Annotated in this window: 25 protein-coding genes and 1 tRNA gene; 24 read left to right on the top strand and 2 right to left on the bottom strand. The window is 69.3% G+C overall.

Features of this window, described 5'->3' with window-relative positions; translation table 11 throughout:
- The first annotated feature begins 119 nt into the window (after positions 1–119).
- From OG568_RS18620 to OG568_RS18575, 10 genes are all read left to right on the top strand, one after another.
- Complete coding sequence (locus tag OG568_RS18620; protein WP_329532392.1) at positions 120–371, top strand: hypothetical protein; 252 nt, start codon at positions 120–122, stop codon at positions 369–371.
- Between the two features lie 38 nt (positions 372–409).
- Positions 410–1,021, top strand: a complete 612-nt coding sequence (locus OG568_RS18615) for an XF1762 family protein (RefSeq protein WP_329532391.1) — start codon at positions 410–412, stop codon at positions 1,019–1,021.
- Between the two features lie 36 nt (positions 1,022–1,057).
- Positions 1,058–1,246, top strand: a complete 189-nt coding sequence (locus tag OG568_RS18610; protein ID WP_329532390.1) for a hypothetical protein — start codon at positions 1,058–1,060, stop codon at positions 1,244–1,246.
- A 10-nt stretch (positions 1,247–1,256) separates the two neighbouring features.
- The gene (locus tag OG568_RS18605) at positions 1,257–1,862 is read left to right on the top strand and encodes a hypothetical protein (protein WP_329532389.1); all 606 of its coding nucleotides are present in this window, start codon (positions 1,257–1,259) and stop codon (positions 1,860–1,862) included.
- 2 nt (positions 1,863–1,864) lie between these two features.
- A complete protein-coding gene (locus tag OG568_RS18600; protein ID WP_329532388.1) occupies positions 1,865–2,236 on the top strand; it encodes a hypothetical protein in 372 nt (123 codons plus the stop codon).
- Positions 2,237–2,320: 84 nt separating this feature from the next.
- Positions 2,321–3,235: a DNA primase gene (locus OG568_RS18595; RefSeq protein ID WP_443077691.1), complete on the top strand. Its 915-nt coding sequence runs from the start codon at positions 2,321–2,323 to the stop codon at positions 3,233–3,235.
- The gene (locus tag OG568_RS18590; protein WP_329532387.1) at positions 3,232–3,567 is read left to right on the top strand and encodes a hypothetical protein; all 336 of its coding nucleotides are present in this window, start codon (positions 3,232–3,234) and stop codon (positions 3,565–3,567) included. Before OG568_RS18595 ends, OG568_RS18590 begins: the two co-directional genes overlap by 4 nt.
- Complete coding sequence (locus OG568_RS18585; RefSeq protein WP_329532386.1) at positions 3,564–5,108, top strand: YfjI family protein; 1,545 nt, start codon at positions 3,564–3,566, stop codon at positions 5,106–5,108. Before OG568_RS18590 ends, OG568_RS18585 begins: the two co-directional genes overlap by 4 nt.
- Before the next feature lie 314 nt (positions 5,109–5,422).
- Positions 5,423–5,614, top strand: coding sequence for a helix-turn-helix transcriptional regulator (locus OG568_RS18580; protein WP_101400676.1), 192 nt, complete (start codon positions 5,423–5,425; stop codon positions 5,612–5,614).
- A complete protein-coding gene (locus tag OG568_RS18575; protein WP_329532385.1) occupies positions 5,611–7,053 on the top strand; it encodes a tyrosine-type recombinase/integrase in 1,443 nt (480 codons plus the stop codon). The genes OG568_RS18580 and OG568_RS18575 overlap by 4 nt, the downstream gene beginning before the upstream one ends.
- Positions 7,054–7,107: 54 nt before the next feature.
- Here the strand turns inward: OG568_RS18575 and OG568_RS18570 are convergent, their stop codons facing one another.
- Positions 7,108–7,767, bottom strand: coding sequence for a DUF4145 domain-containing protein (locus OG568_RS18570; protein WP_329532384.1), 660 nt, complete (start codon positions 7,765–7,767; stop codon positions 7,108–7,110).
- A 190-nt stretch (positions 7,768–7,957) separates the two neighbouring features.
- A tRNA-Arg gene (locus OG568_RS18565) sits at positions 7,958–8,029 on the bottom strand.
- A 242-nt stretch (positions 8,030–8,271) separates the two neighbouring features.
- Here OG568_RS18565 and OG568_RS18560 point away from each other — a divergent pair.
- The 14 genes from OG568_RS18560 to glyA all read left to right on the top strand — a co-directional run bounded on the left by OG568_RS18560 (position 8,272) and on the right by glyA (position 25,095).
- A complete protein-coding gene (locus OG568_RS18560; RefSeq protein ID WP_443077690.1) occupies positions 8,272–8,667 on the top strand; it encodes a response regulator in 396 nt (131 codons plus the stop codon).
- A gap of 514 nt (positions 8,668–9,181) precedes the next feature.
- Positions 9,182–10,282 (top strand): ArgS-related anticodon-binding protein NrtL, encoded by a 1,101-nt coding sequence (gene nrtL / locus OG568_RS18555; protein ID WP_329532382.1) that lies wholly within the window; start codon positions 9,182–9,184, stop codon positions 10,280–10,282.
- A 17-nt stretch (positions 10,283–10,299) separates the two neighbouring features.
- Complete coding sequence (gene lysA, locus OG568_RS18550) at positions 10,300–11,691, top strand: diaminopimelate decarboxylase (RefSeq protein ID WP_329532381.1); 1,392 nt, start codon at positions 10,300–10,302, stop codon at positions 11,689–11,691.
- 238 nt (positions 11,692–11,929) lie between these two features.
- A complete protein-coding gene (locus OG568_RS18545; RefSeq protein WP_266591420.1) occupies positions 11,930–13,228 on the top strand; it encodes a homoserine dehydrogenase in 1,299 nt (432 codons plus the stop codon).
- Positions 13,229–13,234: 6 nt separating this feature from the next.
- Entirely contained in the window at positions 13,235–14,293 is a 1,059-nt protein-coding gene (gene thrC / locus OG568_RS18540; RefSeq protein WP_217567841.1) for a threonine synthase, read from the top strand.
- Positions 14,294–14,746: 453 nt separating this feature from the next.
- Positions 14,747–15,676, top strand: coding sequence for a homoserine kinase (thrB, locus tag OG568_RS18535; protein ID WP_329532380.1), 930 nt, complete (start codon positions 14,747–14,749; stop codon positions 15,674–15,676).
- A 388-nt stretch (positions 15,677–16,064) separates the two neighbouring features.
- A complete protein-coding gene (gene rho / locus OG568_RS18530) occupies positions 16,065–18,107 on the top strand; it encodes a transcription termination factor Rho (RefSeq protein WP_329532379.1) in 2,043 nt (680 codons plus the stop codon).
- 485 nt (positions 18,108–18,592) lie between these two features.
- Entirely contained in the window at positions 18,593–19,732 is a 1,140-nt protein-coding gene (locus tag OG568_RS18525; protein ID WP_329532378.1) for an LCP family protein, read from the top strand.
- A 225-nt stretch (positions 19,733–19,957) separates the two neighbouring features.
- A complete protein-coding gene (rpmE, locus tag OG568_RS18520) occupies positions 19,958–20,179 on the top strand; it encodes a 50S ribosomal protein L31 (protein WP_033323852.1) in 222 nt (73 codons plus the stop codon).
- A 135-nt stretch (positions 20,180–20,314) separates the two neighbouring features.
- Complete coding sequence (gene prfA, locus OG568_RS18515; protein ID WP_054233261.1) at positions 20,315–21,391, top strand: peptide chain release factor 1; 1,077 nt, start codon at positions 20,315–20,317, stop codon at positions 21,389–21,391.
- A gap of 142 nt (positions 21,392–21,533) precedes the next feature.
- A complete protein-coding gene (gene prmC / locus OG568_RS18510; RefSeq protein ID WP_266431418.1) occupies positions 21,534–22,379 on the top strand; it encodes a peptide chain release factor N(5)-glutamine methyltransferase in 846 nt (281 codons plus the stop codon).
- 53 nt (positions 22,380–22,432) lie between these two features.
- Positions 22,433–23,080 (top strand): L-threonylcarbamoyladenylate synthase, encoded by a 648-nt coding sequence (locus OG568_RS18505; protein WP_054233231.1) that lies wholly within the window; start codon positions 22,433–22,435, stop codon positions 23,078–23,080.
- Positions 23,077–23,742 (top strand): arsenate reductase/protein-tyrosine-phosphatase family protein, encoded by a 666-nt coding sequence (locus OG568_RS18500; protein ID WP_266431415.1) that lies wholly within the window; start codon positions 23,077–23,079, stop codon positions 23,740–23,742. The genes OG568_RS18505 and OG568_RS18500 overlap by 4 nt, the downstream gene beginning before the upstream one ends.
- Positions 23,743–23,853: 111 nt before the next feature.
- Entirely contained in the window at positions 23,854–25,095 is a 1,242-nt protein-coding gene (glyA, locus tag OG568_RS18495) for a serine hydroxymethyltransferase (protein ID WP_329532377.1), read from the top strand.
- The last annotated feature ends 94 nt before the right edge of the window (positions 25,096–25,189 follow it).

Below are 25,189 nucleotides of genomic sequence, written 5' to 3'. Positions count from 1 at the left end.
AGCGGCACACCCCGCTAACGTTAGCGGCCCCGCTAGCGCCCCAAACCTGCTGTGATCAGGCCGCTAGCGGATAGCGGCCCACCTGCGGAAACCCTGGAAACCGCCTGGAAGGGCCCGTCATGACCCCTGCCCTGCTCGCTATCACCCTCCTACTCGGTGTCACGCTGTGTTACATCGCGGTGTGTGCCGTCTCGCCGTTCGGCAACTGCCGCAAGTGCTCCGGCTGGGGCTTCCAGATGCGGACCGACCGCAAGGGCCGCATGAAGCGCGGCAAGGACTGCCGCCGCTGCCAAGCCACCGGCAAGCGCATACGCATCGGCCGCTGGCTCTACAACCGCGCCGCCCGCATCCACCGCGCCGGCACCCAGTGACCGCCCCACCGCACGCGCAACAACTGCACATCCGGCCGATGAAATGGAAGGCCGCGTGCGCCTACGTCGAGGAACACCACCGCCACCACGACCCACCGCAGGGGCATCAGTTCTCCCTGGGGGTCCTCACCCAGGACGGCCACCTGGTCGGCGTGGCCATCGTGGGCCGTCCCGTCAACCGCAACCTCGACAACGGGCTGACCATCGAGGTCACCCGCGTAGCGACGGACGGCACCACGAACGCATGCTCCGCCCTGTACGCAGCTGCATGGCGCACCGCCCGCAGCGCGGGCTACCGCCGCGCCATCACCTACACCCAAGACGGCGAAAGCGGCGCCAGCCTGCGCGCCGCAGGCTGGCGCAAGGTCGCTGACCTCGCCGCCCGCCCTGGCTGGGACGCTCCCGGCCGTCCCCGCCGCAGCCTCGGAACCGAAAACGTGGCCCGCGCCCTGTGGGAGATCACGACCCATGACGCGCCGCCGCTGCCGGAACTGAGTGACGAAACACGTGACGAAACACGCGGCACTCGCGGGCGTCGCAAGCGCTGCCCGGAGTGCAAGAGCCCGATCACGAAGGCCGCCACCGGACGGCCCGCCCGCTACTGCTCACCGGCATGCCGACAGCGCGCCTACCGGAGCCGCGCCCGCTGACCCCACCCCTCACGTACCGAAAGGAGACAACCCAGCATGGCCGTGACCCTCTCCCTGGTCCTGCTCTTCGGCTTCCTTCTCGCCCTGCTCCTGCGCTCCAAGACCCTCGGCGCGGGCAGCGCGTTCGTCGCCGTGATGTTCGGCTTCTACCTCGCCTCCACCGGCGCCGCCCACACCGTCAACGCCCTCATGAGCGCCGTCATCAACGCGCTCCCCAACCTGTGAGGAGCAGGCCGTGAACGAACCGATCGTGGCGCGCCACTGGCTCGCCCACGCCACCCCCAAGGCCGCGCCCGCGCTCGCTACCACCACCGTGCTCGCGCTCGCCCGGATCTGGAACGCTAACGGCGCCGAACACAGCATCGGCAACGCCGTACTCATGACCGCGCTCTCCCTCGGTGCCGCCGCGGCCGGAGCGTGCGCGAGCATCGGCCGCGCCGGAGACCCCGTGATCGCCGGGACTGCGTTCGCCGCATCCGGGGCGCTCGCCTTCGCGGGCGTCGCCGGATACGCCGACGGGCTCCCGCTGCCCCTGCTGCTGTGGTCGGTGGCCACCGCGGGCGCCTACGGACTCGCCGCCCGCTACTGGCGCACCGACCGCCGCGAACGCGTCGCCCACGAACGGCACGTGAGCGACCGCCGCGAGGAACGCGCCCACGTCGAACGCGTGGAGACCATCCGCGGCACGACACAGATCGAGGTCGCCCGCACCGGCGCCGCCTACGCCGAATCCCTCGCCGCCGCACTCACCGCCCGCGCCGCGCTCCCCGGATTCAACCCCAAGGCTCTGGAAACCGCAGGCCTGCCTCAACTGCCCGCCGCTGACACCTTCCAGGAGTGAGCATGCCCGGCAAGCCCCGGACCGCCGTTGAACTCTCCGACGCAGCCGCGGAAGCCGTCCGCGACCTCAACCACGCCACGCAGAGCGCCAAGGGTGATCTGGTCTACCCCGGCGACGCGTACAAGACCGTCGCGTCCCTCAAGCTCCTCACCCAGCGCCTGCCGCAGAGCTTCGACCAGCTCTCCGACTTCCTGGGAAGGCTCGCCAAGACCGGTGCCGTCACCGCGGACTACGGCGCACCGGACGACCACCTCGCCGAGGCCCGCTCCGCCCTCGCCTCCGCCGCGATCACCGCGCAGACCCTCGCCGAGTACCTGGACCGGGGCCACAGCGCCCTGGCGCCGCTCGGCTACGACAGCACCACCGAAGCCTGAATACGCCCGGGGCGGCCGCCTCTCGCCAAAGACCGCGACCGCCCCGGTTCTCCGTCCCTTCGACAGAAACAGGAGACCTCCAGCATGACCCATGACCGCAAGACCACGATGCCTCGCAGCGTGAATCCGGCCGGGCACCACCTGCGGACCGCCCTGGACCTCGGCGCAGCGGGCGTGCCGGTCCTGCCCCTGCGCTTGGGGAAGGTCCCGTTCGGCAACTGCCGCGCGTGCGAGGGCGGCGCCTGCGGCGGACGCCCCCACATGAAGAGCGCGGGCACCTGCCGCTGCCCGGCCGTGTGCCACGCCTGGGCCGCGGCGACCGCCGACCTCAGCATGATCGCCTCCCGTGCATGGGCGCCGGCATGGCGGCAGGCTGCGGCCGTCGCTTACCACCCCGCAGGCGCCGGGCTGACCGTCGTGGACCTCGACAACACGCAGGCGGTCGTATGGGCGCGGGAGACGCTGCCCGCCACGCGGATCGTTCCGACGACCCGCGGTGAGCACTGGATCTACCGCGGGGTCATGCAGTCGGCCAACGCGGTGCGGCCGGGCGTGGACATCAAGTCCCGGATGCAGTACGCCCGGTGGCTCGGTCCCGGCACCGGCACCATGACCGGTCTGCCGCCCGCCGTCCTCGCCCTGGTCGTGAAGGAAGAGACCACCCCTCCCCCGGGGGAGGTGGTCTTTTCCCTTCCCGCGGGCGTCACGTGGGAGCGGGCGGTGGCCACCGGCTGCCGTCACACCGAGCAGTACATCCGCACCGGCCTGGAACGGGGACTGGCCCTGGTGCGCTCGCGCACCGAATCCGGCGCCGCCTCACAGGCGTTCGGCGTCGCCCGGTTCCTCGGAGGCCAGCACACGCAGTGCCCCGGACCGTGCGGGCTGGACGCCATCGGGTGGCAGATCATCGCCGCGGCCGTCTCCGTCGGCGTCCCCGAGCCCTACGCCCAACGCGCGGTCACCAACGGCCTCCACGCAGTCGAGAGGGGCGCCGCATGACCGTTACCGCCAATTCCCCCAAGGATCCTGAGAACGCCATACAACGCCCGTCACGGGCGGCCGTAGGCGACCGAAAGGACGTCGCCGAAGGCGTCCGCACTGCCCTTGGCTCTGACCCGCAGCAAGGTGACGGCCGCCGCCCGGTGGCATGGCTGCGTATCACCGCACCCCCGGACTGGACGGTCACGCCCTCCGGCCGCTCGTGGTGCGCCTGCGGCCACGACCAGAGTGCCACCGGCCGCGCCGCCGTCACCGTGCTCGTGAAGATCCACGAACAACACCGCACCTTGTGCACGCTGTTGAGCCCCCTCGAAGGGAGGGCAGTCTCATGACCACACAGCCTGTGGACAGTCCCGACCTGTGGGCCGGACTGTCCGCCCTGGAAGAGCCGCCCGCGCCCGTGTGGGAGGACCCCGTTCCCCTCGCCGGACCGCGCAAGCTCACCGCGTTCCCCGTGGGCTCGCTGCCGGGCTGGCTGCGGGAGTTCGTGGCCGCGGTCGCCGAGGAGACTCAGACCCCCGTCGACCTGGCCGGATGCATCGCCCTGTCCGTGCTTGCCACGGCGGCCGGCGGCCGGTCGGTGGTGCAGGTGCGCGGGCACTGGCGCGAGCCCACCAACCTCTACGTCGTCGTCTCACTGCCGCCCGCCAACCGGAAGTCCGCCGTGTTCGGCTTGCTCACCGACCCCTTGTACGAGGCCGAACAGCAACTACGCACGCTGATCCAACCGGCCATCGTGGAAGCCGAGATGACTGCCCGCCTCGCCAAGGAAGCGGCCGATAAGGCCACCGCGAAGGCGGCCTCTGCGAGCGCGGACGAGAGGGACGAGATGGTCTCCACCGCAATCGCGCTGGCGCAGACCGCGGACGGCGTCACCGTGCCGGCCAAACCGCAGTTGCTCGCCGACGACACCACCGCCGAGACGGTCACCTCGCGGATGGCGGAGCAGGGCGGCCGGATCGCCGTCATGTCCGCGGAAGGCGACATCTTCGACATCATCGCCGGACGCTACTCCGGCAAGCCCAACATGGGCGTCTTCCTCAAAGGCCACGCCGGAGACCGGCTCAAGGTCGACCGGCAGACCCGCGAGGAATACATCGAACACCCCGCCCTCACCATGGGCCTGTGCGTCCAGCCGCAAGTGTTGGACGACATCGGGCGGCAGGACGGGTTCAAAGGTCGCGGTCTGCTCGGCAGGTTCCTCTACTCGGTTCCTGAGTCGTTGGTCGGCCGCCGCAAGATTGAACCCGACCCCATCCCCGATCAGGTCATGGAGACCTACCGGCGTCACGTCCTCGACCTGACGCTGTTCCTCGCTGAGTGGACCGACCCCGCCGTCATCCAGCTCACCCCCGAGGCGGTCGCCACCCTCACCGCCTTTCAGGCGCGGGTGGAACCTATGTTGGAAGCTCGCGGCGGCATCATGGGGCAGATCGGCGATTGGGGCGGAAAGCTGGTCGGCGCTACTGCCCGCATGGCCGCCCTGCTGCACCTCGCCGAGCACCTCACCAAAGGGCACACCGTGCCCGTGGCGGAAGCGATCGTGCGGGATGCAATCGCGCTGGCCGAGTACTTCATCAGCCACAGCCTTGCCGCGTTCGACTCTATGGGCGCCGACCGCATCGTCGAGCGGGCCCGCACCGTGCTGGAAGCCCTGCGCACCCACGGGTGGCGCGAGGTCAGCAAGCGCGACCTGATGGTGAAGCTCTCCCGCTCCGAGTTCCGCACCGCCAACGACTTAGACCCCGTGTTGGCCCTGTTGGAAGACCACGGTTACGTGCGCGCCCAAGCCGTCCATCGCACCGGAGGACGCGGACGGCCGCCCTCCCCCCGCTACCTGGTCCACCCCCGCCTGACCGACCAGACCGCCTGACCCCGCCACAGAAACCACAGAATCACAGAAATACCCCCGGCAAGCCCCTGACCAGTACAGACGGCCCTGTCAGAGGCCCGTGGTGCGCTGCCACAGAAACGAACCGAGAAGCCACAGAAATAACCGGGCACCGGTCGCACCGGTCCGGCCGCTTATTTCTGTGGAGCTTTCCGCGATTTCTGTGGCGGCCCGCACCATGCGGCATCGCCGCAGGTCAGACCTGCAATCCAGGGTTTCTGTGTATTCCGTGGTTTCTGTGGCGGCTCTCGGCTGGTCCCACCACCTTCCCTTGCTCTCTCGCCCAAGGAGGAGTCGTGGCCAAGCCCCGCGACGAGATGCTCACCATCCCCGAAGTGATCGAAGAGATAGGCGTACCGCGAGCGACGTTCTACCGCTGGCGGCAGTACAAGAAGGGCCCGAAGTCCATCAAGCTCCCGAACGGCGCGGTGCGAATCCGGCGCTCCGAACTGAGCCGGTGGCTCCAGACGCTGGAGGAGAGCGCGTGACGAAGGACACCGACAGCGGGGCCGAGCAGAGCAACCGCTCGGCCCCGGACGGGTTTTCGCTCGATGTCCGCCTGTGGAAAGTGTCCAAGGCGCAGAGCAAGACCCGCCCCTACCAACTCCGTTGGAAAGTCGGAGGAAAGGTCAGTAGCGCCACCTTCGCCACGGTGGCTCTCGCAGAGAGCCGTAGATCTGATCTGTGGCAGGCAATGCGCCGTGGCGAGGCATTCCGCATCACGGACGGTCTGCCTGAATCCGAGGTACGGGCCGAGGTCAGTGCGGAGCAAGCCCGTGAGGAACTGCCCTGGCTCGCGTTCTGTCGCGAGTACATGGCGATGCGCTGGCCGACCGCCGCGGCCAAGACCCGCGAGGGCATCGCCGATGGGCTCGCCGCGGTGACGCTGGCGCTGGTAGAGCAGGAACAGAAAATGCCGTCACCGGAGGAGCTGCGTCTTGCCTTCCGGTGGGCGGTCATTCCCAAGAACGCCGAACTTGACCCACCGGAGGAACTTGAAGACGCCTACGGGTGGATATCCAAGAAATCGCTTCTCGTCTCCTCGCTGGAAGACCCGAAGATTCTGCGCGATGTTCAGTATCGGATCTCCTTCAAACTGGACGGCACCCCCGCGGCGGGGGAGACCTCTCGTCGCCGTCGGCGCGCGCTCAACACCGCAGTTGAATACGCCATCGAGCGCAAGCTTCTGACAGAGAACCCACTCACCGCTATCAAGAAGGTGAAGAGTGCCTCATCGGACCGTGTGGATCCCCGCGTTCTCGTGAACAAGACGCAGGCTGCTCAACTCCTCGCCTCGGTGTCGTACGTCGGGACATGGGACCGCAAGAAGGGCCGGCGCCTGGTGGGCTTCTATGCGGTCATGTACTTCGCGGGGCTCCGCCCGAGTGAGGCTGTGGGGCTCAGGAAGGCTGATTGTTTCCTCCCAGAGAAGGGGTGGGGCGTTCTGACGCTTCACGACACGCACCCCGTGTCGGGCAAGCAGTGGACAGACAGCGGAGAGCGCCACGACAAGCGCGGCCTGAAGTCGAGGGAGGCCAAGGAAGACCGGCCGGTCCCGATCCCCCCGCCGCTCGTGGCCATGCTCCGCGCCCACGTGAAGGAGTTCGGCACGGCCAAGGATGGGCGGCTCTTCACGAACGAGCGGGGCGGTCTCGTGGGCAGCAGTACCTACTGGCGCGTGTGGCGGGACGCTCGGGAGTACGCGCTTTCGCCGGACCTTCAGGCGTCCATCCTCGGGGGGCGGCCGTACGACCTGCGGCACACCTGCATCACGACATGGCTAAATGCTGGCGTGCCCGTGGCCGAGGTTGCCCGGAGGGTCGGCAACTCGCCTGAGGTGATCCACCGCGTGTACGAGGGGTGTATCTACGGCCAGGACGAGATTATGAACGAGAAGATCGAAAGGGAACTTAACTGGCCTGTGTGACACGTTGGCCCGGTGAATGCTGGGGTACGGCACGGTGTCCCGGCATTCACCGGTCTATTCAGACGGACTGTCCTGACCACCCTCCTTGGCCTTGGCTCGCCGAGCCTTGAAAGCAATGAACTGAGCGGAGAGCACGTACAGGTAGTCGAGAAGAGCCTCAGCTAGCGCCAGACCATCCGCGGCGTCCTCACGGCTCACGGAGGTCCCGGTGAAGTGGGCGCCCTGGTTGCCGAGGACTCGCAGCTCTTGAGCCCATTCGAAGAGTTGCCCGTCGATCTTCCCTTCGTCTTTCATCTGCTCAAGCATTTTGAACAAGGGCTTGGCGCGGCCTCCGGAGCTGGCCATGCCTTGGTCGAGGCAGACGCCCTCAAGGGTTCTGCGCACCATGACTGCCGTGGCTGTATAGGCCTTGGATGAGAAGCACTGCCGTGCCTCTTCGTGTTCGCGACGCAGAGCCTCGGGCACGTTGAAACTCAGAGGTCTCTGCTGCTTAGGCCAGACGACTAGGGGCTCTCCGTCCCACCCGTCGCCCCAATCCTCTTCGATCATCACGAACGGGTCGCGGCAAGTTCCGCACCGAGCCAGCTCCAGCAGGTACGGCGGATCTATCTCACCGCCCCCGTTGGCCTCGCTGGTGACTGTGGCGAGCGTCGGCTTCTCGCAATGCGGGCACATCAGTGGAAAAGTGGTGCCAACCCGGGTCTCGTGGCTCATAGGGCTGCACGCTAGCGGTGTCGCGCCCGACGCGATGTGCCATCGGTCGTATCGGGAGCAGCTCTATCGCAGGTCTATCGCGATCAGTGCGCAACAACGACAAAGAGCGGGACCCAGTGAGACTGGTTCCCGCTCTTTTATGTCGGCATCCGCCCTGGTCAGCGCTTGCTTTCTGCTGATCCTCGGCGAGTGCCCCCGGCAGGATTCGAACCTGCGCACACGGCTCCGGAGGCCGTTGCTCTATCCCCTGAGCTACGGGGGCGTGTCGGGCGCGGTGTTCGCGGCGACGGGTAGAACCCTACCAGCTCTTTCGTGGGGGACCGGCATGGGTTTATGCGGGGGCGGGGCGGTGTTGCGGGGAGGGGGAGGGGAGGCGTCCGGAGTGGGCGTCCTTGGGATGGTCGGGACCCCCGCACGGGGGTGGAAGTGGGGAAAACCCGGACGGCGCGGTGGGCGCGGACCTACTCTCGAGTTGTGTCAGGCGCGTCCGGTCGGGTGCTTGTTGTGGACGACAACAAGGTCATCCGGCAGCTGATCAGGGTCAACCTCGAGCTGGAGGGCATCGAGGTCGTGACCGCGGCCGACGGTGCCGAATGCCTGGACGTCGTGCATCACGTGCAGCCCGATGTGGTGACCCTGGACGTGGTCATGCCTCGGCTCGACGGGTTGCGCACCGCCGCCCGGCTGCGTGCCGATCCCCGGACCCGGAATCTTCCCCTCGCCATCGTCAGTGCCTGTACGCAGCACGAGGTCGAGAGCGGGCTCGACGTCGGTGTCGATGCCTTTCTCGCCAAGCCTTTCGAGCCTGCCGAACTCGTGCGGCTCGTGCGGGAGTTGATGGAGCGACGGGGGAGTTGGAGTGGGGCCGGGGGTGGCGGGGGACGCCGGGGGGGGTGGTGAGGGCGGCGTGCCGTTTGGAGAGGGCGGCGGCGGTGCCTTCGACGGGGATGCGTTCGGTCCCGAGGAGCTTGGTGCCGAGGAGGCTCAGCGCGCTGGTCATTGAGCGCGCCGGTCATTGAGTGGGTGCCGCGCCACCGACCGGTGAGCTGAGGGGGCGGCGGCGCCCGGCTCCGTGGTCAGTCGGCCGTCCGGAGCCCTACGTGGGAGGTGGCAGTCGTGTGACTCCGCCGTGCTTCGGCGACGTCGCCGCACTTGCTTCCTATCGCCTCGCCGCACATTGACCCTGTCGTCGCACTCCGTTCGTGTCAGCGCGCCTCGTCCCTGTCGCCGCAGATCGTCCGTGTCGCGTCGCCTTGCTCCGTCCGTGGCATGGAGGGGCGTCTGGCGCGTCGGCCGGGTGATCGGGCCGTTGCCGTGAGTCAGTCAGTGGGGCCGTTCCCTCTGCCCGTCCACATCCCGGACCCTTGTTAAACCGACTCGCCTACCCACCCCCCTCCTCCCCTAGGCTTGTCCCGTGACCCCCGTCGAGCTCTCCCGTACCGTGCTGCGCGCGGTGCGCTGTGCCGTGGACGAGGGGGAGCTGAACGTGGTCGTGCCGGTACGGGCGGTGGTGACGTCGCCGGGGCCGGGTGGGTGTGGGGACTACGCCACGAACATCGCGTTGCAGTTGGCGCGGCCCGCCGGGCGGTCGGCACGGCAGGTCGCCGAGATCCTGCGAGCCCACCTCACCCGCAGCGACGGTGTCGCCGACGTCGCGATCACCGGGCCGGGGTTTCTCAACTTTCGCCTGGGGGGTGGCGCGGGCGCCGCTCTCGTACGTGAGATCCAGCTCCAGGGTGATGTCTACGGACACGGCGACGTCCTCGCGGGGCAGATCGTCCCGCTCCTGATCCCGTACGACATCCGGGCCGAGGTCGTCGCCAACGCGCTCGTACGGATCGTGGCCGCCCAGGGTGGCCGCGCGGAGGTGCAGCACCTGCATGCCCCGCGCATCCAACCCCCTCGTATCCATTCCTCGCGCATCCATCCCCCGCGCACCGAAACCCCGCGCACCGAGCTCACGCACCCCGAGGCGCCCCACGCCCACCCCTCGCGCCCCACGCCCACCCCCCTGCGCCCCACCCCCGCGCCCGAAGACCCCACCCCGCTCGGTGCCGATGCCGGCCGCTGGGCCCTGCTGTATCCCGCGTCCCACGACCGGCCGCGGATCAGCGTCGATCATCTGCTTCAGCGGGAGAGCAACCCTCTCTTCCGGGTCCGGTACGCGCACGCCCGCGCCCGGGCCCTCATCCGTAACGCCGCCGCGCTCGGCTGCACCGGCGACCCCGGTGACGTACCCGGTGACGTACCCGGCGTCGACGAGCTCGTCGGGGCCCTCGCCGGGTATCCGGCCGTGCTGACACAGGCGGCCCTGCACCGCGCGCCCGACCGGCTCGCCCGGCACCTCGTCACCACCGCCGACGCCCTCCTCGCCTTCCAGCACACCGTGCTGCCGCTCGGCGACGAGAAACCCTCGGCCGCCCACCGTGCCCGGCTCGCGCTCGCCGAAGCCGCCGGGACGGTGCTGGCCGGCGGCCTGTCCCTGCTCGGCATCAGCGCCCCTGACTATCTGTGACTGTCTGTGAGAGAAAAATGAGCCGTTCCGCACACCCCGCCGGGCCCCGTCACGCCGATGTCCTCACCGAGGGCCACTACAGCGCTCCGCCCGCCGACCTCAACGCCCTCGACCCCAAGGTGTGGGCGCACACGGTCAGCCGTACGGACGACGGCGTCGTCCGTGTGGGTGGGATCGAAGTCACCAGGCTCGCCGAGGAGTTCGGTACCCCTGCGTACTTCATGGACGAGGCCGACTTCCGCGAGCGCGCCCGCGCCTGGCGGACCGCCTTCGGGCACGACGCCGACGTCTTCTACGCCGGGAAGGCCTTCCTCTCGCGGGCCATCGTGCGGTGGCTGCACGAGGAGGGGCTCAACCTCGACGTGTGCTCCGGCGGTGAGCTCGCCACCGCCCTCTCCGCCGGGATGCCCGCCGACCGCATCGCCTTCCACGGAAACAACAAGTCCGCGGTGGAGATCACCGCCGCCATCGAGAGCGGGGTCGGGCGGATCGTGCTCGACTCCTTCCAGGAGATCGTTCGCGTCGCCCACATCGCGCAGTCCCTCGGCAAGCGGCAGCGGGTGCAGATCCGCGTGACCGTGGGGGTCGAGGCGCACACCCACGAGTTCATCGCCACCGCCCACGAGGACCAGAAGTTCGGGATCGCGCTGGCCGACGGACAGGCCGCGGAGGCGGTGCGGCGGGCGCTCTCGCTCGACGGGCTCGAGCTCGTGGGGATTCACTCGCACATCGGGTCGCAGATCTTCGACATGGCCGGGTTCGAGGTGGCCGCGCGGCGGGTGGTGTCGCTGCTCGCCGCCGTTCGTGACGAGCACGGGGTGGAGCTGCCCGAGATCGACCTCGGTGGCGGTCTCGGTATCGCGTACACGAGTGACGACGATCCCCGTGAGCCGCACGAGATCGCGAAGGCGCTGGGCGAGATCGTCACGCGGGAGTGCGAGGCCGCGAAGCTGCGGACGCCTCGGATCTCGGTCGAGCCGGGGCGGGCCATCGTCGGGCCCACCGCCTTCACGCTCTACGAGGTCGGCACCATCAAGCCGCTCGACGGGCTGCGGACGTACGTCTCCGTGGACGGGGGCATGTCCGACAACATCCGGACCGCCTTGTACGACGCCGAGTACAGCGTCGCTCTCGTCTCGCGCACCTCCGACGCCGAGCCCATGCTCGTCCGCGTCGTCGGCAAGCACTGTGAGAGTGGGGACATCGTGGTCAAGGACGCTTTCCTGCCCTCCGACCTGGCCCCCGGCGACCTCATCGCCGTACCCGCCACGGGTGCCTACTGCCGGTCCATGGCCAGCAACTACAACCACGCCCTGCGCCCGCCGGTCGTCGCCGTGCGCGACGGCGAGGCCCGGGTGATCGTCCGCCGGGAGACGGAGGAGGACCTCTTGCGTCTCGACGTCGGGTGACCGGCCGATCGGTGCGGGAATGACCGGCCGATGGGTGTCCGAATGACCGGCCGGTCGATGCGAGAACGACCGGGCGATCGTTGTCGGAATGCGCAGTCGGCCCAGGTGGAAGATCTCCTGCCACCAACGGTCAGAAAAATGAAATAGATGTCTCACGATCCGGACCATGGATAGAAACTCCCGTCCGGTGAGTGAGACTGGTCCAACCGTAGACGGTATGAGGAAACGAGGTCGGATGATGCGTACGCGTCCGCTGAAGGTGGCGCTGCTGGGCTGTGGGGTTGTCGGCTCAGAGGTGGCGCGCATCATGACGACGCACGCCGACGACCTCGCGGCCAGGATCGGAGCCCCCGTCGAGCTGGCGGGTGTGGCCGTCCGCCGGCCGTCCAAGGTGCGCGAGGGCATCGACCCCGAGCTCGTCACCACCGACGCCACCGCCCTCGTCAAACGCGGGGACATCGACGTCGTCGTCGAGGTCATCGGCGGTATCGAGCCCGCCCGCTCCCTCATCACCACCGCCTTCGAGCACGGCGCCTCCGTCGTCTCCGCCAACAAGGCGCTCCTCGCCCAGGACGGTGCCGCCCTGCACGCGGCGGCGGAGGAGAACGGCAGGGACCTCTACTACGAGGCCGCCGTCGCCGGTGCCATCCCGCTGATCCGGCCGCTGCGCGAGTCCCTCGCCGGTGACAAGATCAACCGTGTGATGGGGATCGTCAACGGGACGACGAACTTCATCCTGGACAAGATGGACTCCACCGGGGCCGGCTATCAGGAGGCCCTCGACGAGGCCACCGCGCTCGGGTACGCCGAAGCCGACCCGACCGCCGACGTCGAGGGGTTCGACGCGGCCGCCAAGGCCGCCATCCTCGCCGGAATCTCCTTCCACACGCGGGTGCGCCTCGACGACGTCTACCGCGAGGGCATGATCGAGGTCACCGCCGCCGACTTCGCCTCGGCGAAGGAGATGGGCTGCACCATCAAGCTGCTCGCCATCTGTGAGCGGGCGGCGGACGGGGGATCGGTGACGGCGCGCGTGCATCCGGCGATGATTCCGCTGAGCCACCCCCTCGCCTCCGTGCGCGGCGCGTACAACGCGGTGTTCGTCGAGTCGGATGCCGCCGGGCAGCTCATGTTCTACGGGCCGGGTGCCGGCGGCGCCCCGACCGCGTCCGCCGTGCTCGGCGACCTCGTCGCCGTCTGTCGCAACAAGCTCGGCGGCGCGACCGGGCCCGGCGACTCCGCGTACACCCAGCTGCCCGTCTCGCCCATGGGCGAGGTCGTGACGCGCTACCACATCAGCCTCGACGTGGCCGACAAACCTGGTGTTCTCGCCCAGGTGGCCACCGTTTTCGCCGAGCACGGCGTATCGATCGATACGGTGCGTCAGCAAGGACGACAAGACGGAGGCGGCGAGGCATCTCTCGTCGTCGTCACCCACCGAGCGTCCGACGCGTCCCTGAACGGGACCGTGGAGGCGCTGCGCAGCCTCGACACCGTGCGGGGTGTCGCCAGCATCATGCGGGTTGAAGGAGAGTAACCAGCAATGACCCACCAGTGGCGCGGAATCATCGAGGAGTACCGGGACCGGCTTCCGGTGTCCGACAGCACGCCGGTCGTGACGCTCCGTGAGGGCGGTACGCCGCTCGTGCCCGCGCAGGTGCTCTCCGAGCGCACGGGCTGCGAGGTCCACCTGAAGGTGGAGGGCGCCAACCCGACCGGGTCCTTCAAGGACCGCGGTATGACCATGGCCATCACCCGGGCCAAGGAGGAGGGCGCGAAGGCGGTCATCTGCGCCTCCACCGGCAACACGTCCGCCTCCGCGGCCGCGTACGCCGTGCGCGCGGGCATGGTGTGTGCCGTGCTCGTCCCGCAGGGAAAGATCGCCATCGGCAAGATGGGCCAGGCCCTCGTGCACGGCGCGAAGATCCTCCAGGTCGACGGCAACTTCGACGACTGCCTGACGCTCGCGCGCTCGCTGTCGGACAACTACCCGGTGGCGCTGGTCAATTCGGTCAACCCGGTGCGCATCGAGGGGCAGAAGACCGCCGCCTTCGAGATCGTGGACATGCTCGGCGACGCGCCCGACATCCACGTCCTGCCGGTGGGCAACGCGGGCAACATCACCGCGTACTGGAAGGGCTACACGGAGTACGCCGCCGACGGCATCGCCAAGCGGACCCCGCGCATGTGGGGCTTCCAGGCCTCCGGCTCCGCGCCCATCGTGCGTGGCGAGGTCGTCAAGGACCCGTCGACGATCGCCACCGCGATCCGCATCGGCAACCCGGCCTCGTGGAAGTTCGCGCTGGCCGCGCGGGACGAGTCCGGCGGTTTCATCGACGAGGTGACGGACCGTGAGATTCTGCGCGCCTACCGGCTGTTGGCCGCGCAGGAGGGCGTTTTCGTCGAGCCCGCGTCCGCCGCGTCCGTCGCCGGTCTGCTGAAGGCCGCCGAGCAGGGCAAGGTCGACCCCGGCCAGCGGATCGTCTGCACGGTCACTGGAAACGGGCTCAAGGACCCGGACTGGGCCGTTGCGGGCGCCCCGCAGCCGGTCACCGTTCCTGTGGACGCGGCCGCGGCGGCGGAGCGGCTCGGACTGGCGTAGGGCGGGAGGGCTCGGACCGGCGAACGACGGGGTGGGCAGGTGTGGCGTAAAGCCGCCTGGCGCACATCCGCCAGAAGCCGTCGGAGCTTGTCAGGGGCCTTCAGTGGCGGGCGGAATTCGCCAGAAGTTGGCGAAATCCGGCCGCTGTCCCGGCTATCCCTAGCGCAACCCGACAGGGGGTGCACGGGGGGCTTACGACACGCATCGTGCGCCTCCTGTGCGCCCTATGTCGCCACAGAACCTTCCTTCGATAAGCTGTACCGAACCCGCCCGCCGCATATGCCGCGGTGCCGCGCCGTCAGTGCAGTCAGGACAGTCACTGAGGTCTCCGGGTCTTCCGTACGTATCGCAGTCCCTCTCGCAGTTCATCCGAAGTACGCAGTTCCTCTCTCAGCACCTCGAAGCACATCGGAAATCTCGTACATCACGCAGCTCAAGGAGAGTCATCGAGCGATGGCCGGTCCAGCGTTCCGCGCCGCCGCCGTCCGGGTGCGCGTCCCCGCCACCAGCGCCAACCTCGGGCCGGGCTTCGACGCCTTCGGCCTGTCACTGGGGCTGTACGACGACGTGGTCGTCCGGGTGGCCGACTCCGGGCTGCACATCGACATCGCAGGTGAGGGCAGCGAGACGCTGCCGCGTGACGAGAGTCACCTCCTCGTACGATCCCTGCGCACCGCCTTCGATCTGCTGGGCGGACAGCCGCGCGGCCTCGAGATCGTCTGCGCCAACCGCATCCCGCACGGGCGGGGCCTCGGCTCCTCCTCGGCCGCCATCTGCGCCGGAATCGTCGCAGCGCGTGCCGTGACCATAGGCGGCGACAGCAAACTCGACGACACGGCGCTTCTTGAGCTCGCCACCGAGATCGAGGGCCATCCCGACAATGTCGCGGCCTGTCTGCTCGGCGGTTTCACGCTCTCCTGGATGGAGGCCGGAGCCGCGCGGGCGATCAGGATGGACCCTGCGGATTCCATCGTTCCGGTGGTTTTCGTTCCCGGAAAGCCGGTTCTCACCGAGACCGCGCGCGGTCTGCTGCCGCGCACCGTTCCGCATGTCGACGCCGCCGCCAACGCGGGCCGGGCCGCACTGCTCGTCGAGGCCCTCAGCCGGCGCCCCGAGCTGCTGCTGCCCGCCACCGAGGACCGGCTGCACCAGGAGTACCGCGCCCCGGCCATGCCGGAGAGCGCGGCGCTGGTGGAGCGGCTGCGGGCCGACGGCGTCCCCGCGGTGATCTCCGGCGCGGGCCCCACCGTCCTCGCGCTGGCCGACGAGGAATCCGCCGACAAGGTCGCTCATCTCGCGGGTCAGGGGTGGGCCGCCAATCGGCTGGACCTCGACGACGCGGGGGCGTGCGTCCTGCCGCTCGCCCCGGCGGGTGTCCATTAAAAGCGCGCGGTTGCCGGATTTGGAGAGGGGGAATGTTTGTTGGATCCGGTAGTGTTAACCTCAAGTCTGCACCCGACCCCACCATGGCGAGGTGCTTCGTGTCCCCGTCCGGGACAACCATTCTTCCGGGAGCCTCCCAAACTGCTTTGTGCCATGCATTGGGTGCTATGCGCTGAGCAGTGCTGAGCACGCTCCGGAACCGGCGTGACCGTGCCGATGACACCGCAATTCAGTGCCACGGCTCCGGAATCGTCATCACCAGATATGCCTTCCGCCTCTTTGGCGGACCACCGCCCCGGCACGGTCCACACAGCAAGGACCTAAGCCGGACAGCACAACCGGTCGCCGAGCCAGACAGGCCGACGTCCGCTCCAGGGAAGGACCCTTCGTGAGCGACACCACCGATCTGATGGGCGCACGTGTCGAGGAGACCGCTGCCGCGCCCGCCACGGACGCCTCTGCCGCGCCTGCCTCCGGTGCCGGCTCCCGGCGGCGCCGCGGTACCGGCCTCGATGGCATGGTGCTGGCCGAGCTGCAGCAGGTCGCGTCCGGCCTCGGTATCAGGGGCACCGCGCGGATGCGCAAGAGCCAGCTGATCGAGGTCATCAAGGAGGCGCAGTCGGGCGGGGGTGCCTCGGCCAAGGCCGCCGCGTCCTCCTCCGCCGAGGACGCCGCCGAGACCAAGCCGAAGCGCCGGGCTACCTCCAAGGCCCGTACGGGCGATGACGCCGCTCCGGCCGCCGAGAAGAAGGCCGCCGAGAAGGCCGTGGCCCAGCAGCAGATCGAGATCCCCGGCCAGCCGGCCAGTGACGACGCTCCCGCGAGTGAGCGTCGCCGTCGTCGTGCCGTGGCCGAGGCCGGCAGCCCCGAGTCGGTCACCGCCGAGGCGAAGAGCGAGCCGAAGGCCGCCGCTGTCGAGGCCTCCGCCGAGACCAAGGCCGACGCCGGTGAAGGTGTCGACGGCCGGCAGGGCCGCCGGGACCGTCGTGACCGCGGTGAGCGTGGCGACCGCGAGCGGGGCAGCCGTGACCGTGACCGCCGTGGAGGCAAGGCCGACGAGCAGCAGCAGGGCCAGGGCGGTGCCGGCCAGCAGCGCCAGGAGCGTCAGGACCGTCAGCAGCAGCAGGGCGGCGGCCGGCAGGACCGTCAGGACCGTCAGCAGCGCGACAACGGCCCGCAGGACGACGACGACTTCGAGGGCGGACGCCGCGGCCGTCGCGGGCGTTACCGCGACCGTCGGGGCCGTCGCGGCCGCGACGAGTTCGCCGCCAACGAGCCGCAGCTCGCCGACGACGACGTCCTGATCCCCGTCGCGGGCATCCTGGACATCCTCGACAACTACGCGTTCATCCGTACGTCCGGCTACCTGCCGGGTCCGAACGACGTGTACGTCTCGCTCGCCCAGGTCCGCAAGAACGGTCTGCGCAAGGGTGACCACGTCACCGGCGCGGTCCGTCAGCCCAAGGACGGCGAGCGCCGCGAGAAGTTCAACGCGCTGGTACGCCTCGACTCGGCGAACGGCATGGCGGCCGAATCCGGGCGCGGGCGGCCGGAGTTCAACAAGCTGACGCCGCTCTACCCGCAGGACCGGCTCCGTCTGGAGACCGACCCGGGTGTGCTGACGACCCGCATCATCGACCTCGTCGCGCCGATCGGCAAGGGCCAGCGTGGTCTGATCGTGGCCCCGCCGAAGACCGGCAAGACCATGATCCTGCAGGCGATCGCCAACGCGATCACCGTCAACAACCCCGAGTGCCACCTGATGGTCGTCCTGGTCGACGAGCGTCCGGAAGAGGTCACCGACATGCAGCGGTCGGTCAAGGGCGAGGTCATCTCCTCGACCTTCGACCGCCCGGCCGAGGACCACACCACGGTCGCCGAGCTCGCCATCGAGCGTGCCAAGCGTCTGGTGGAGCTGGGCCACGACGTCGTCGTCCTGCTCGACTCGATCACGCGTCTGGGCCGTGCGTACAACCTCGCCGCCCCGGCCTCCGGCCGCATCCTGTCCGGTGGTGTCGACTCGACGGCCCTCTACCCGCCGAAGCGCTTCTTCGGTGCCGCGCGCAACATCGAGGACGGCGGTTCGCTGACCATCCTCGCCACCGCGCTCGTCGACACCGGGTCCCGCATGGACGAGGTGATCTTCGAGGAGTTCAAGGGCACCGGCAACGCGGAGCTCAAGCTCGACCGGAAGCTCGCCGACAAGCGCATCTTCCCGGCGGTGGACGTCGACGCGTCCGGTACGCGTAAGGAAGAGATCCTGCTCGGCAGCGACGAGCTCGCCATCACCTGGAAGCTGCGCCGCGTGCTGCACGCGCTCGACCAGCAGCAGGCGATCGAGCTGCTGCTCGACAAGATGAAGCAGACGAAGTCGAACGCCGAGTTCCTGCTGCAGATCCAGAAGACGACGCCGATGCCGGGCAACGACTGACGACATCCGCACCGCCGAGGGCCGCTCCCGTCACACGCGTGACGGGAGCGGCCCTCGGCGTTTCGCCTGGGCGGAACCCGCGCCGCACTTCCCGCACGGGCGCCAACTGGGCGCGGCCGACCGGTTCTTGCTGTCGGGCAGGACCTGTTCGGCGTGCGGTCCGGTGCGCGACGAGTCGCGAGATCGCGGTGCCGGCGACGGCAAGGCCGACGAGATCTTTGCCACAGTCGTCATGATCGGTGCCGATTTCGAGCGATACGACATCTTCGGCTGAAATCGCAGGTGAGCGGGGTTTTCCCGAGCCCACTCGTCACACACTGTGCCCATAGCGCCACGCGGTGGGCGCGCTGCCTTGTGCAACCCTTTCCCCAGTTTCGCGGTCTGACCGTGCGGAGTGAACATGGGGCAATACGTGTCACGCCGACGGAATGGGCTTGGCCCTGGAAGCAGGGGGTAACCGACCGCAACGAGGACAAGAGGAGCACATGCCTGCCGAGAGCATGCCGGAACCCGGCACACCGGGCGAGCCCGGCACGAGCGTCCCGCGTCGCCGCGCGAAGGGCAGCCGCCGCAAGCCGCGCGGCACGCGAAGCAAGGCCCTGCTCATCACGGCCTGGACCGCGGCGGGCATCGTGGTGCTGGGGGGCACCGGCGCCGGTTACCTGTACTTCAAGCTCAACGGCAACATCAAGACCGTCGACATCGATCAGGCCCTCGGTACCGACCGGCCGCTGAAGGTCGACAACGGCTCCGAGAACATCCTGGTCCTGGGCTCCGACACCCGCTCCGGCAGCAACAAGAAGCTGGGCGGCGGCACCGACGACGGCAGTGCCCGCTCGGACACGGCGATGATCGTGCACATATACGAGGGCCACAAGAAGGCCAGCGTGGTCTCCATACCCCGCGACACCCTCGTCCCGCGCCCCTCCTGCACCGACGCCAAGGGCGTCACCCACGCCGCCGCGACCAGCGTGATGTTCAACTCCGCGTACTCCACCGGCGGGGCCGCCTGCGCGGTGAAGACCGTCGAATCCATGTCCGGTATCCGCATGGACCACTACATCGAGGTCGACTTCAGCGGCTTCCAGAAGCTCATCGACGACCTCGACGGTGTTCGGGTGACCACCACCAAGAACATCAAGGACCCCGACAGCCATCTGAACCTGACCGCCGGCACGCACACCCTCGACGGACAGCAGGCGCTCGGTCTCGTCCGCACCCGGCACGGCGTCGGCGACGGCTCCGACCTCGGCCGCATCCAGCTCCAGCAGGCGTTCATCAAGGCCCTGGTCAACCAGGTCAAGCACATCGGCGTGCTGTCCAGCCCCACGAAGCTGTACGACCTCGCCGACACCGCGACCAAGACCGTCACCACCGACTCCGACCTCGGCACGGTCAAGAGCCTCGCGTCCTTCGCCAACGGTCTCAAGGGCATCAGCTCGTCGAACATGAACATGGTGACGATGCCGGTCCAGTACGACAGCGCGGACGTCAACCGCGTCCTCGTCGACAAGGCCAAGGCGCGGCTGGTGTGGAACGCCCTGAAGAACGACCGGACGATCCCGAAGGCGGCCACGAAGGGGACGGCCACGGGCACCGCCAAGGGCGTCGTCAGCTCGGGCTGAAGCCGGTACGGAGCCGCGCCGAGGCCCGTACGAGGCTCGTACGAGCCCCGGCGCGAGCCTCGTACGAGCCCTGTCCGAGCCCCGTACGCGGGCTCGGGAATAGATCATCCTTGCCCCCGGTTTTGGGGGATGGCGACAGTGCTGGCAGACTGGTACGTCGGCTCCGGTTCACGCACCCGCATCCCGCGGCGGCGACCCGGCGCCCTCCCGAAACTAGGAGACACCTTGAAGCGCGACATCCACCCCGAGTACGTCGAGACGCAGGTCAGCTGCACCTGTGGCGCGTCGTTCACCACCCGTAGCACGATCTCCAGCGGTTCCATCCGCGCCGAGGTCTGCTCCGAGTGCCACCCGTTCTACACGGGCAAGCAGAAGATCCTCGACACCGGTGGCCGTGTGGCCCGCTTCGAGGCCCGCTTCGGCAAGGCTGCCGCTGCCAAGAAGTAGCGAGCCCACAGCGCCGGTCTTCGGTGTCCCCGGCACGGGGACGCCGGGACCGGCGCTTTGCGGTGCAGCCCCCATTCGTCTTACCTACGTCCCCGAGCCCATCATGGAGCTGGGGACAGTCCATTGGAGCCGGAGATGTTCGAGGCGGTCGAGGAACTCATCGGCGAGCACGCCGATCTGGAGAAGAAGCTCGCTGACCCGTCGGTCCACGCCGACCAGGCCAACGCGCGCAAGCTCAACAAGCGCTACGCCGAGCTGACCCCGATCGTCGCGACGTACCGCTCCTGGAAGCAGACCGGGGACGACATCGGCACGGCGAAGGAGTTCGCCGCCGACGACCCGGACTTCGCGGCCGAGGTCAAGGAGCTGGAGAAGCAGCGCGAGGAGCTCACCGAGAAGCTCCGGCTGCTGCTGGTCCCGCGTGACCCCAGCGACGACAAGGACGTCATCCTCGAGATCAAGGCGGGCGCGGGCGGCGACGAGTCGGCCCTGTTCGCCGGCGACCTGCTGCGCATGTACCTGCGCTACGCCGAGCGCGTCGGCTGGAAGACCGAGATCATCGACTCCACCGAGTCCGAGCTCGGCGGCTACAAGGACGTCCAGGTCGCCGTGAAGACCAAGGGCGGCCAGGGCGCCACCGAACCCGGTCAGGGTGTCTGGGCGCGCCTGAAGTACGAGGGCGGCGTGCACCGCGTGCAGCGGGTGCCCTCGACCGAGTCGCAGGGCCGTATCCACACCTCCGCGGCCGGTGTGCTGGTCACGCCCGAGGCCGAGGAGGTCGACGTCGAGATCCACGCGAACGATCTGCGCATCGACGTCTACCGTTCGTCGGGCCCCGGCGGTCAGTCCGTCAACACGACCGACTCCGCGGTGCGCATCACGCACATTCCGACCGGAGTCGTCGCGAGCTGCCAGAACGAGAAGAGCCAGCTGCAGAACAAGGAGCAGGCGATGCGTATCCTGCGCTCCAGGCTCCTCGCCGCGGCGCAGGAGGAAGCGGAGCGTGAGGCCGCGGACGCCCGCCGCAGCCAGGTCCGCACCGTCGACCGCTCCGAGAAGATCCGCACGTACAACTTCCCGGAGAACCGCATCTCGGACCACCGCGTCGGATTCAAGGCGTACAACTTGGACCAGGTGCTCGACGGCGACCTCGACGCGATGATCCAGGCCTGCGTCGACGCCGACTCGGCCGCGAAGCTCGCGGCCGCGTAAGGCCGAACGGCTGAACGGCTGAACGGCCGAACGGCCGAACGGCCGAACGCGGCTGCGTAAGGCCGTACTTGTAAGTCCCGCTCGTCAAGGCAAGCCCCGCTCGTCAAGTCGTACGACAACAGCTCAGCCCCGGAGGACCAGCGTGAACCTGCTGCTCGCGGAAGTGGCCCAGGCCACCCAGCGGCTGGCCGACGCCGGCGTGCCCTCGCCGCGCAACGACGCGGAGGAGCTCGCCGCCTTCGTGCACGGCGTGAAGCGGGGCGAGCTGCACACCGTCAAGGACGCGGACTTCGACGCCCGCTACTGGGAGGTGACCGCGCGCCGCGAGGCCCGCGAGCCGCTCCAGCACATCACCGGACACGCCTACTTCCGCTATCTGGAACTCCAGGTGGGCCCCGGGGTGTTCGTCCCGCGCCCGGAGACGGAGTCGGTCGTCGGCTGGGCCATAGACGCCGTCCGCGCGATGGATGTCGTCGAGCCGCTGATCGTCGACCTGTGCACCGGCTCGGGCGCCATCGCGCTCGCGCTCGCGCAGGAGGTCCCGCGCTCCCGCGTACACGCCGTGGAGCTGTCCGAGGACGCCCTCCAGTGGACGCGCAAGAACGTCGAGGGGTCCAGGGTCGACCTGCGCCAGGGAGACGCCCTGGAGGCCTTCAGGGACCTCGACGGCCAGGTGGACCTGGTGATCTCCAACCCGCCGTACATCCCGCTCACGGAATGGGAGTACGTGGCGCCGGAGGCCCGGGACTACGATCCCGAACTCGCCCTGTTCTCCGGCGAGGACGGACTCGACCTCATCCGCGGCATCGAACGCACCGCGCACCGGCTGCTGCGCCCGGGCGGCGTCGTCGTGATCGAGCACGCCGACACCCAGGGCGGGCAGGTGCCGTGGATCTTCACCGAGGAGCGGGGCTGGGCCGACGCGGCCGACCACCCGGACCTCAACAACCGGCCGCGGTTCGCGACCGCCCGCAAGGCGATGCCGTGAGCGCGCGCATCGTGATCCCCAGCCAGCAGTACGTGTACGAGGAGGCTCCCTAAATGGCACGGCGATACGACACCAACGACGCGACCGACCGCATCACCGGTCTGCGTGAGGCCGCGTCCGCCGTCCGCCGTGGCGAGCTGGTGGTCCTCCCGACGGACACGGTGTACGGCATCGGCGCCGACGCGTTCACCTCGGAAGCCGTCGCCGATCTCCTCGAGGCCAAGGGCCGGGGCCGCAACATGCCCACCCCTGTCCTCATCGGCTCCCCGAACACCCTGCACGGCCTCGTCACGGACTTCTCCGAGATGGCCTGGGAGCTCGTCGACGCGTTCTGGCCGGGTGCGCTCACCCTCGTCGCCAAGCACCAGCCGTCCCTGCAGTGGGACTTGGGGGACACCCGGGGCACGGTGGCCATCCGTATGCCGCTGCACCCGGTCGCCATCGAACTGCTGACGGAGGTCGGCCCGATGGCCGTATCCTCCGCGAACCTCACGGGACACCCGGCTCCCGAGGACTGTGACGCCGCGCAGGAGATGCTCGGCGACTCCGTCTCCGTCTATCTGGACGGCGGTCCGACCCCCGGCAACGTTCCCTCCTCGATCGTCGACGTCACCGGCAAGGTGCCGGTCCTGCTGCGCGCAGGTGCCCTGTCGGCGGAGGAGCTCCGGAAGGTCGTACCCGACCTCGAGGTGGCGAATTGACAGCCCCTGACGCGGGGCGTGGCATAGGCACGGGGATCACGGGGGCCAACGGGTCCCCCAGGGGGTCCTTCCGCATCCTCCACGTCAGCACCGGCAACGTGTGCCGCTCGCCGATCACCGAGCGGCTGACCCGCCATGCCCTCGCGGACCGGCTGGGCGACCCCCTGTGGGGCGGCCTCATCGTCGAGAGCGCCGGCACCTGGGGCCACGAGGGCGCCCCCATGGAGGCCAACGCCGAGACGGTCCTCGCGGACTTCGGCGCGGACGCCTCCGGCTTCGTCGGCCGCGAGCTCCTCGACGACCACGTCATCAGAGCCGACCTGGTCCTCACCGCGACCCGCGACCATCGCGCCCAGGTCATCTCCATGGGCCACTCCGCGGGCCTGCGCACCTTCACCCTGAAGGAGTTCACCAGGCTGGTCCGCGCCATAGATCCCGCCACGCTGCCTCCCCTGGAGGACGGTGTGGTCGAGCGGGCCCGTGCGCTGGTCCGTGCGGCGGCCGCTCTACGCGGGTGGCTGCTGGCCCCCACGGCGGAGGCGGACGAGGTCTTCGATCCGTACGGCGCGCCGCTGCCGTTCTTCCGTTCGATCGGCGATGAGATCAACGAGGCGCTGGATCCGGTGGTGACGGCGTTGACGGGGGTGCGGGCGCGCGCGTAGGCCGGTGTGGGCGTTTTCTCGTGGGCGCCCGATAGGGCGTAACACCGGGCGTCCCACCGGCCCCGGTTCTACATTGGACATAGCGCACCCCGCCGAGGTCCGGAGTCCACCATGCCGGTCACACAAACGCTGGAAGCGGATGTTCTGCGTCGGCAGGACCCGGAGCTCGCCGAGATCCTGATGGGGGAGCTCGCGCGACAGTCGACGACGCTGCAGCTGATCGCGGCCGAGAACTTCACCTCGAGGGCCGTGCTGACCGCTCTCGGGTCGCCGCTGGCGAACAAGTACGCCGAGGGGTATCCCGGCGCCCGCCACCACGGCGGCTGCGAGATCGTCGACGTCGCCGAGCGCCTGGCCGTGGAGCGCGCCAAGGCCCTCTTCGGCGCCCAGCACGCCAACGTGCAGTCCCACTCCGGATCTTCGGCCGTCCTCGCCGCGTACGCCGCCCTGCTGCGGCCCGGGGACACCGTCCTGGCCATGGGGCTGCCGTTCGGCGGCCACCTCACGCACGGGTCGCCCGCGAACTTCTCCGGCCGCTGGTTCGACTTCGTCGGGTACCGGGTGGAGGCGGAGAGCGGGCTCATCGACTACGAGCAGGTGCGCACGCTGGCCCGTACGCACCGCCCGAAGGCCATCGTCTGCGGGTCGATCTCCTACCCCCGGCACATCGACTACGCGCTCTTCCGGGCGATCGCCGACGAGGTCGGCGCCTATCTCATCGCCGACGCCGCCCACCCCATCGGCCTGGTCGCCGGCGGAGCGGCGCCCAGCCCGGTGCCGTACGCAGATGTGGTCTGCGCCACCACGCACAAGGTGCTGCGCGGCCCCCGCGGCGGCATGATCCTGTGCGGAAGCGAGCTGGCCGAGCGGGTCGACCGGGCCGTCTTCCCCTTCACCCAGGGCGGCGCCCAGATGCACACCATCGCCGCCAAGGCCATCGCGTTCGGCGAGGCCGCGACGCCCGCCTTCGCGGTGTACGCGCACCAGGTGGTCGCCAACGCGAAGGTGCTGGCCGAGGGGCTGGCCGCGGAAGGACTCGCCCTCACCACCGGAGGGACCGACACCCACATGCTGACCGCGGACACCGCTCCGCTCGGTGTCGACGGCCGCAGCGCGCGAGGCCGTCTCGCCGCCGCCGGTATGGTCCTCGACACCTGCGCGCTGCCCCACGGCGACGACCGCGGCCTGCGCCTCGGCACGGCCGCGCTGACCACGCAGGGGATGGGCGAGGCGGAGATGACGCAGGTCGCGAAGTTGTTCGCGGCGGTGCTGCGGGACGAGACCGACAGCAAGCGGGCGCGTGAAGAAGTGCGGGATCTGACCGGGAGATTTCCGCCCTATCCGGACGAGTGAGGGGTACGCGCACTCGTGTGCACAGCCACTCGTGCAACCATCGTCGCTACCCGGAAGTCCCCAACCATATGCGCGCATCGCTAGGGTGTGGGGC

The sequence above is a fragment of the Streptomyces sp. NBC_01450 genome, assembly GCF_036227505.1.
Lineage (GTDB): Bacteria > Actinomycetota > Actinomycetes > Streptomycetales > Streptomycetaceae > Streptomyces.
The sequence above is the reverse complement of the archived record's forward strand: the minus strand, read 5'-3'. Positions and strand labels throughout refer to the sequence as shown.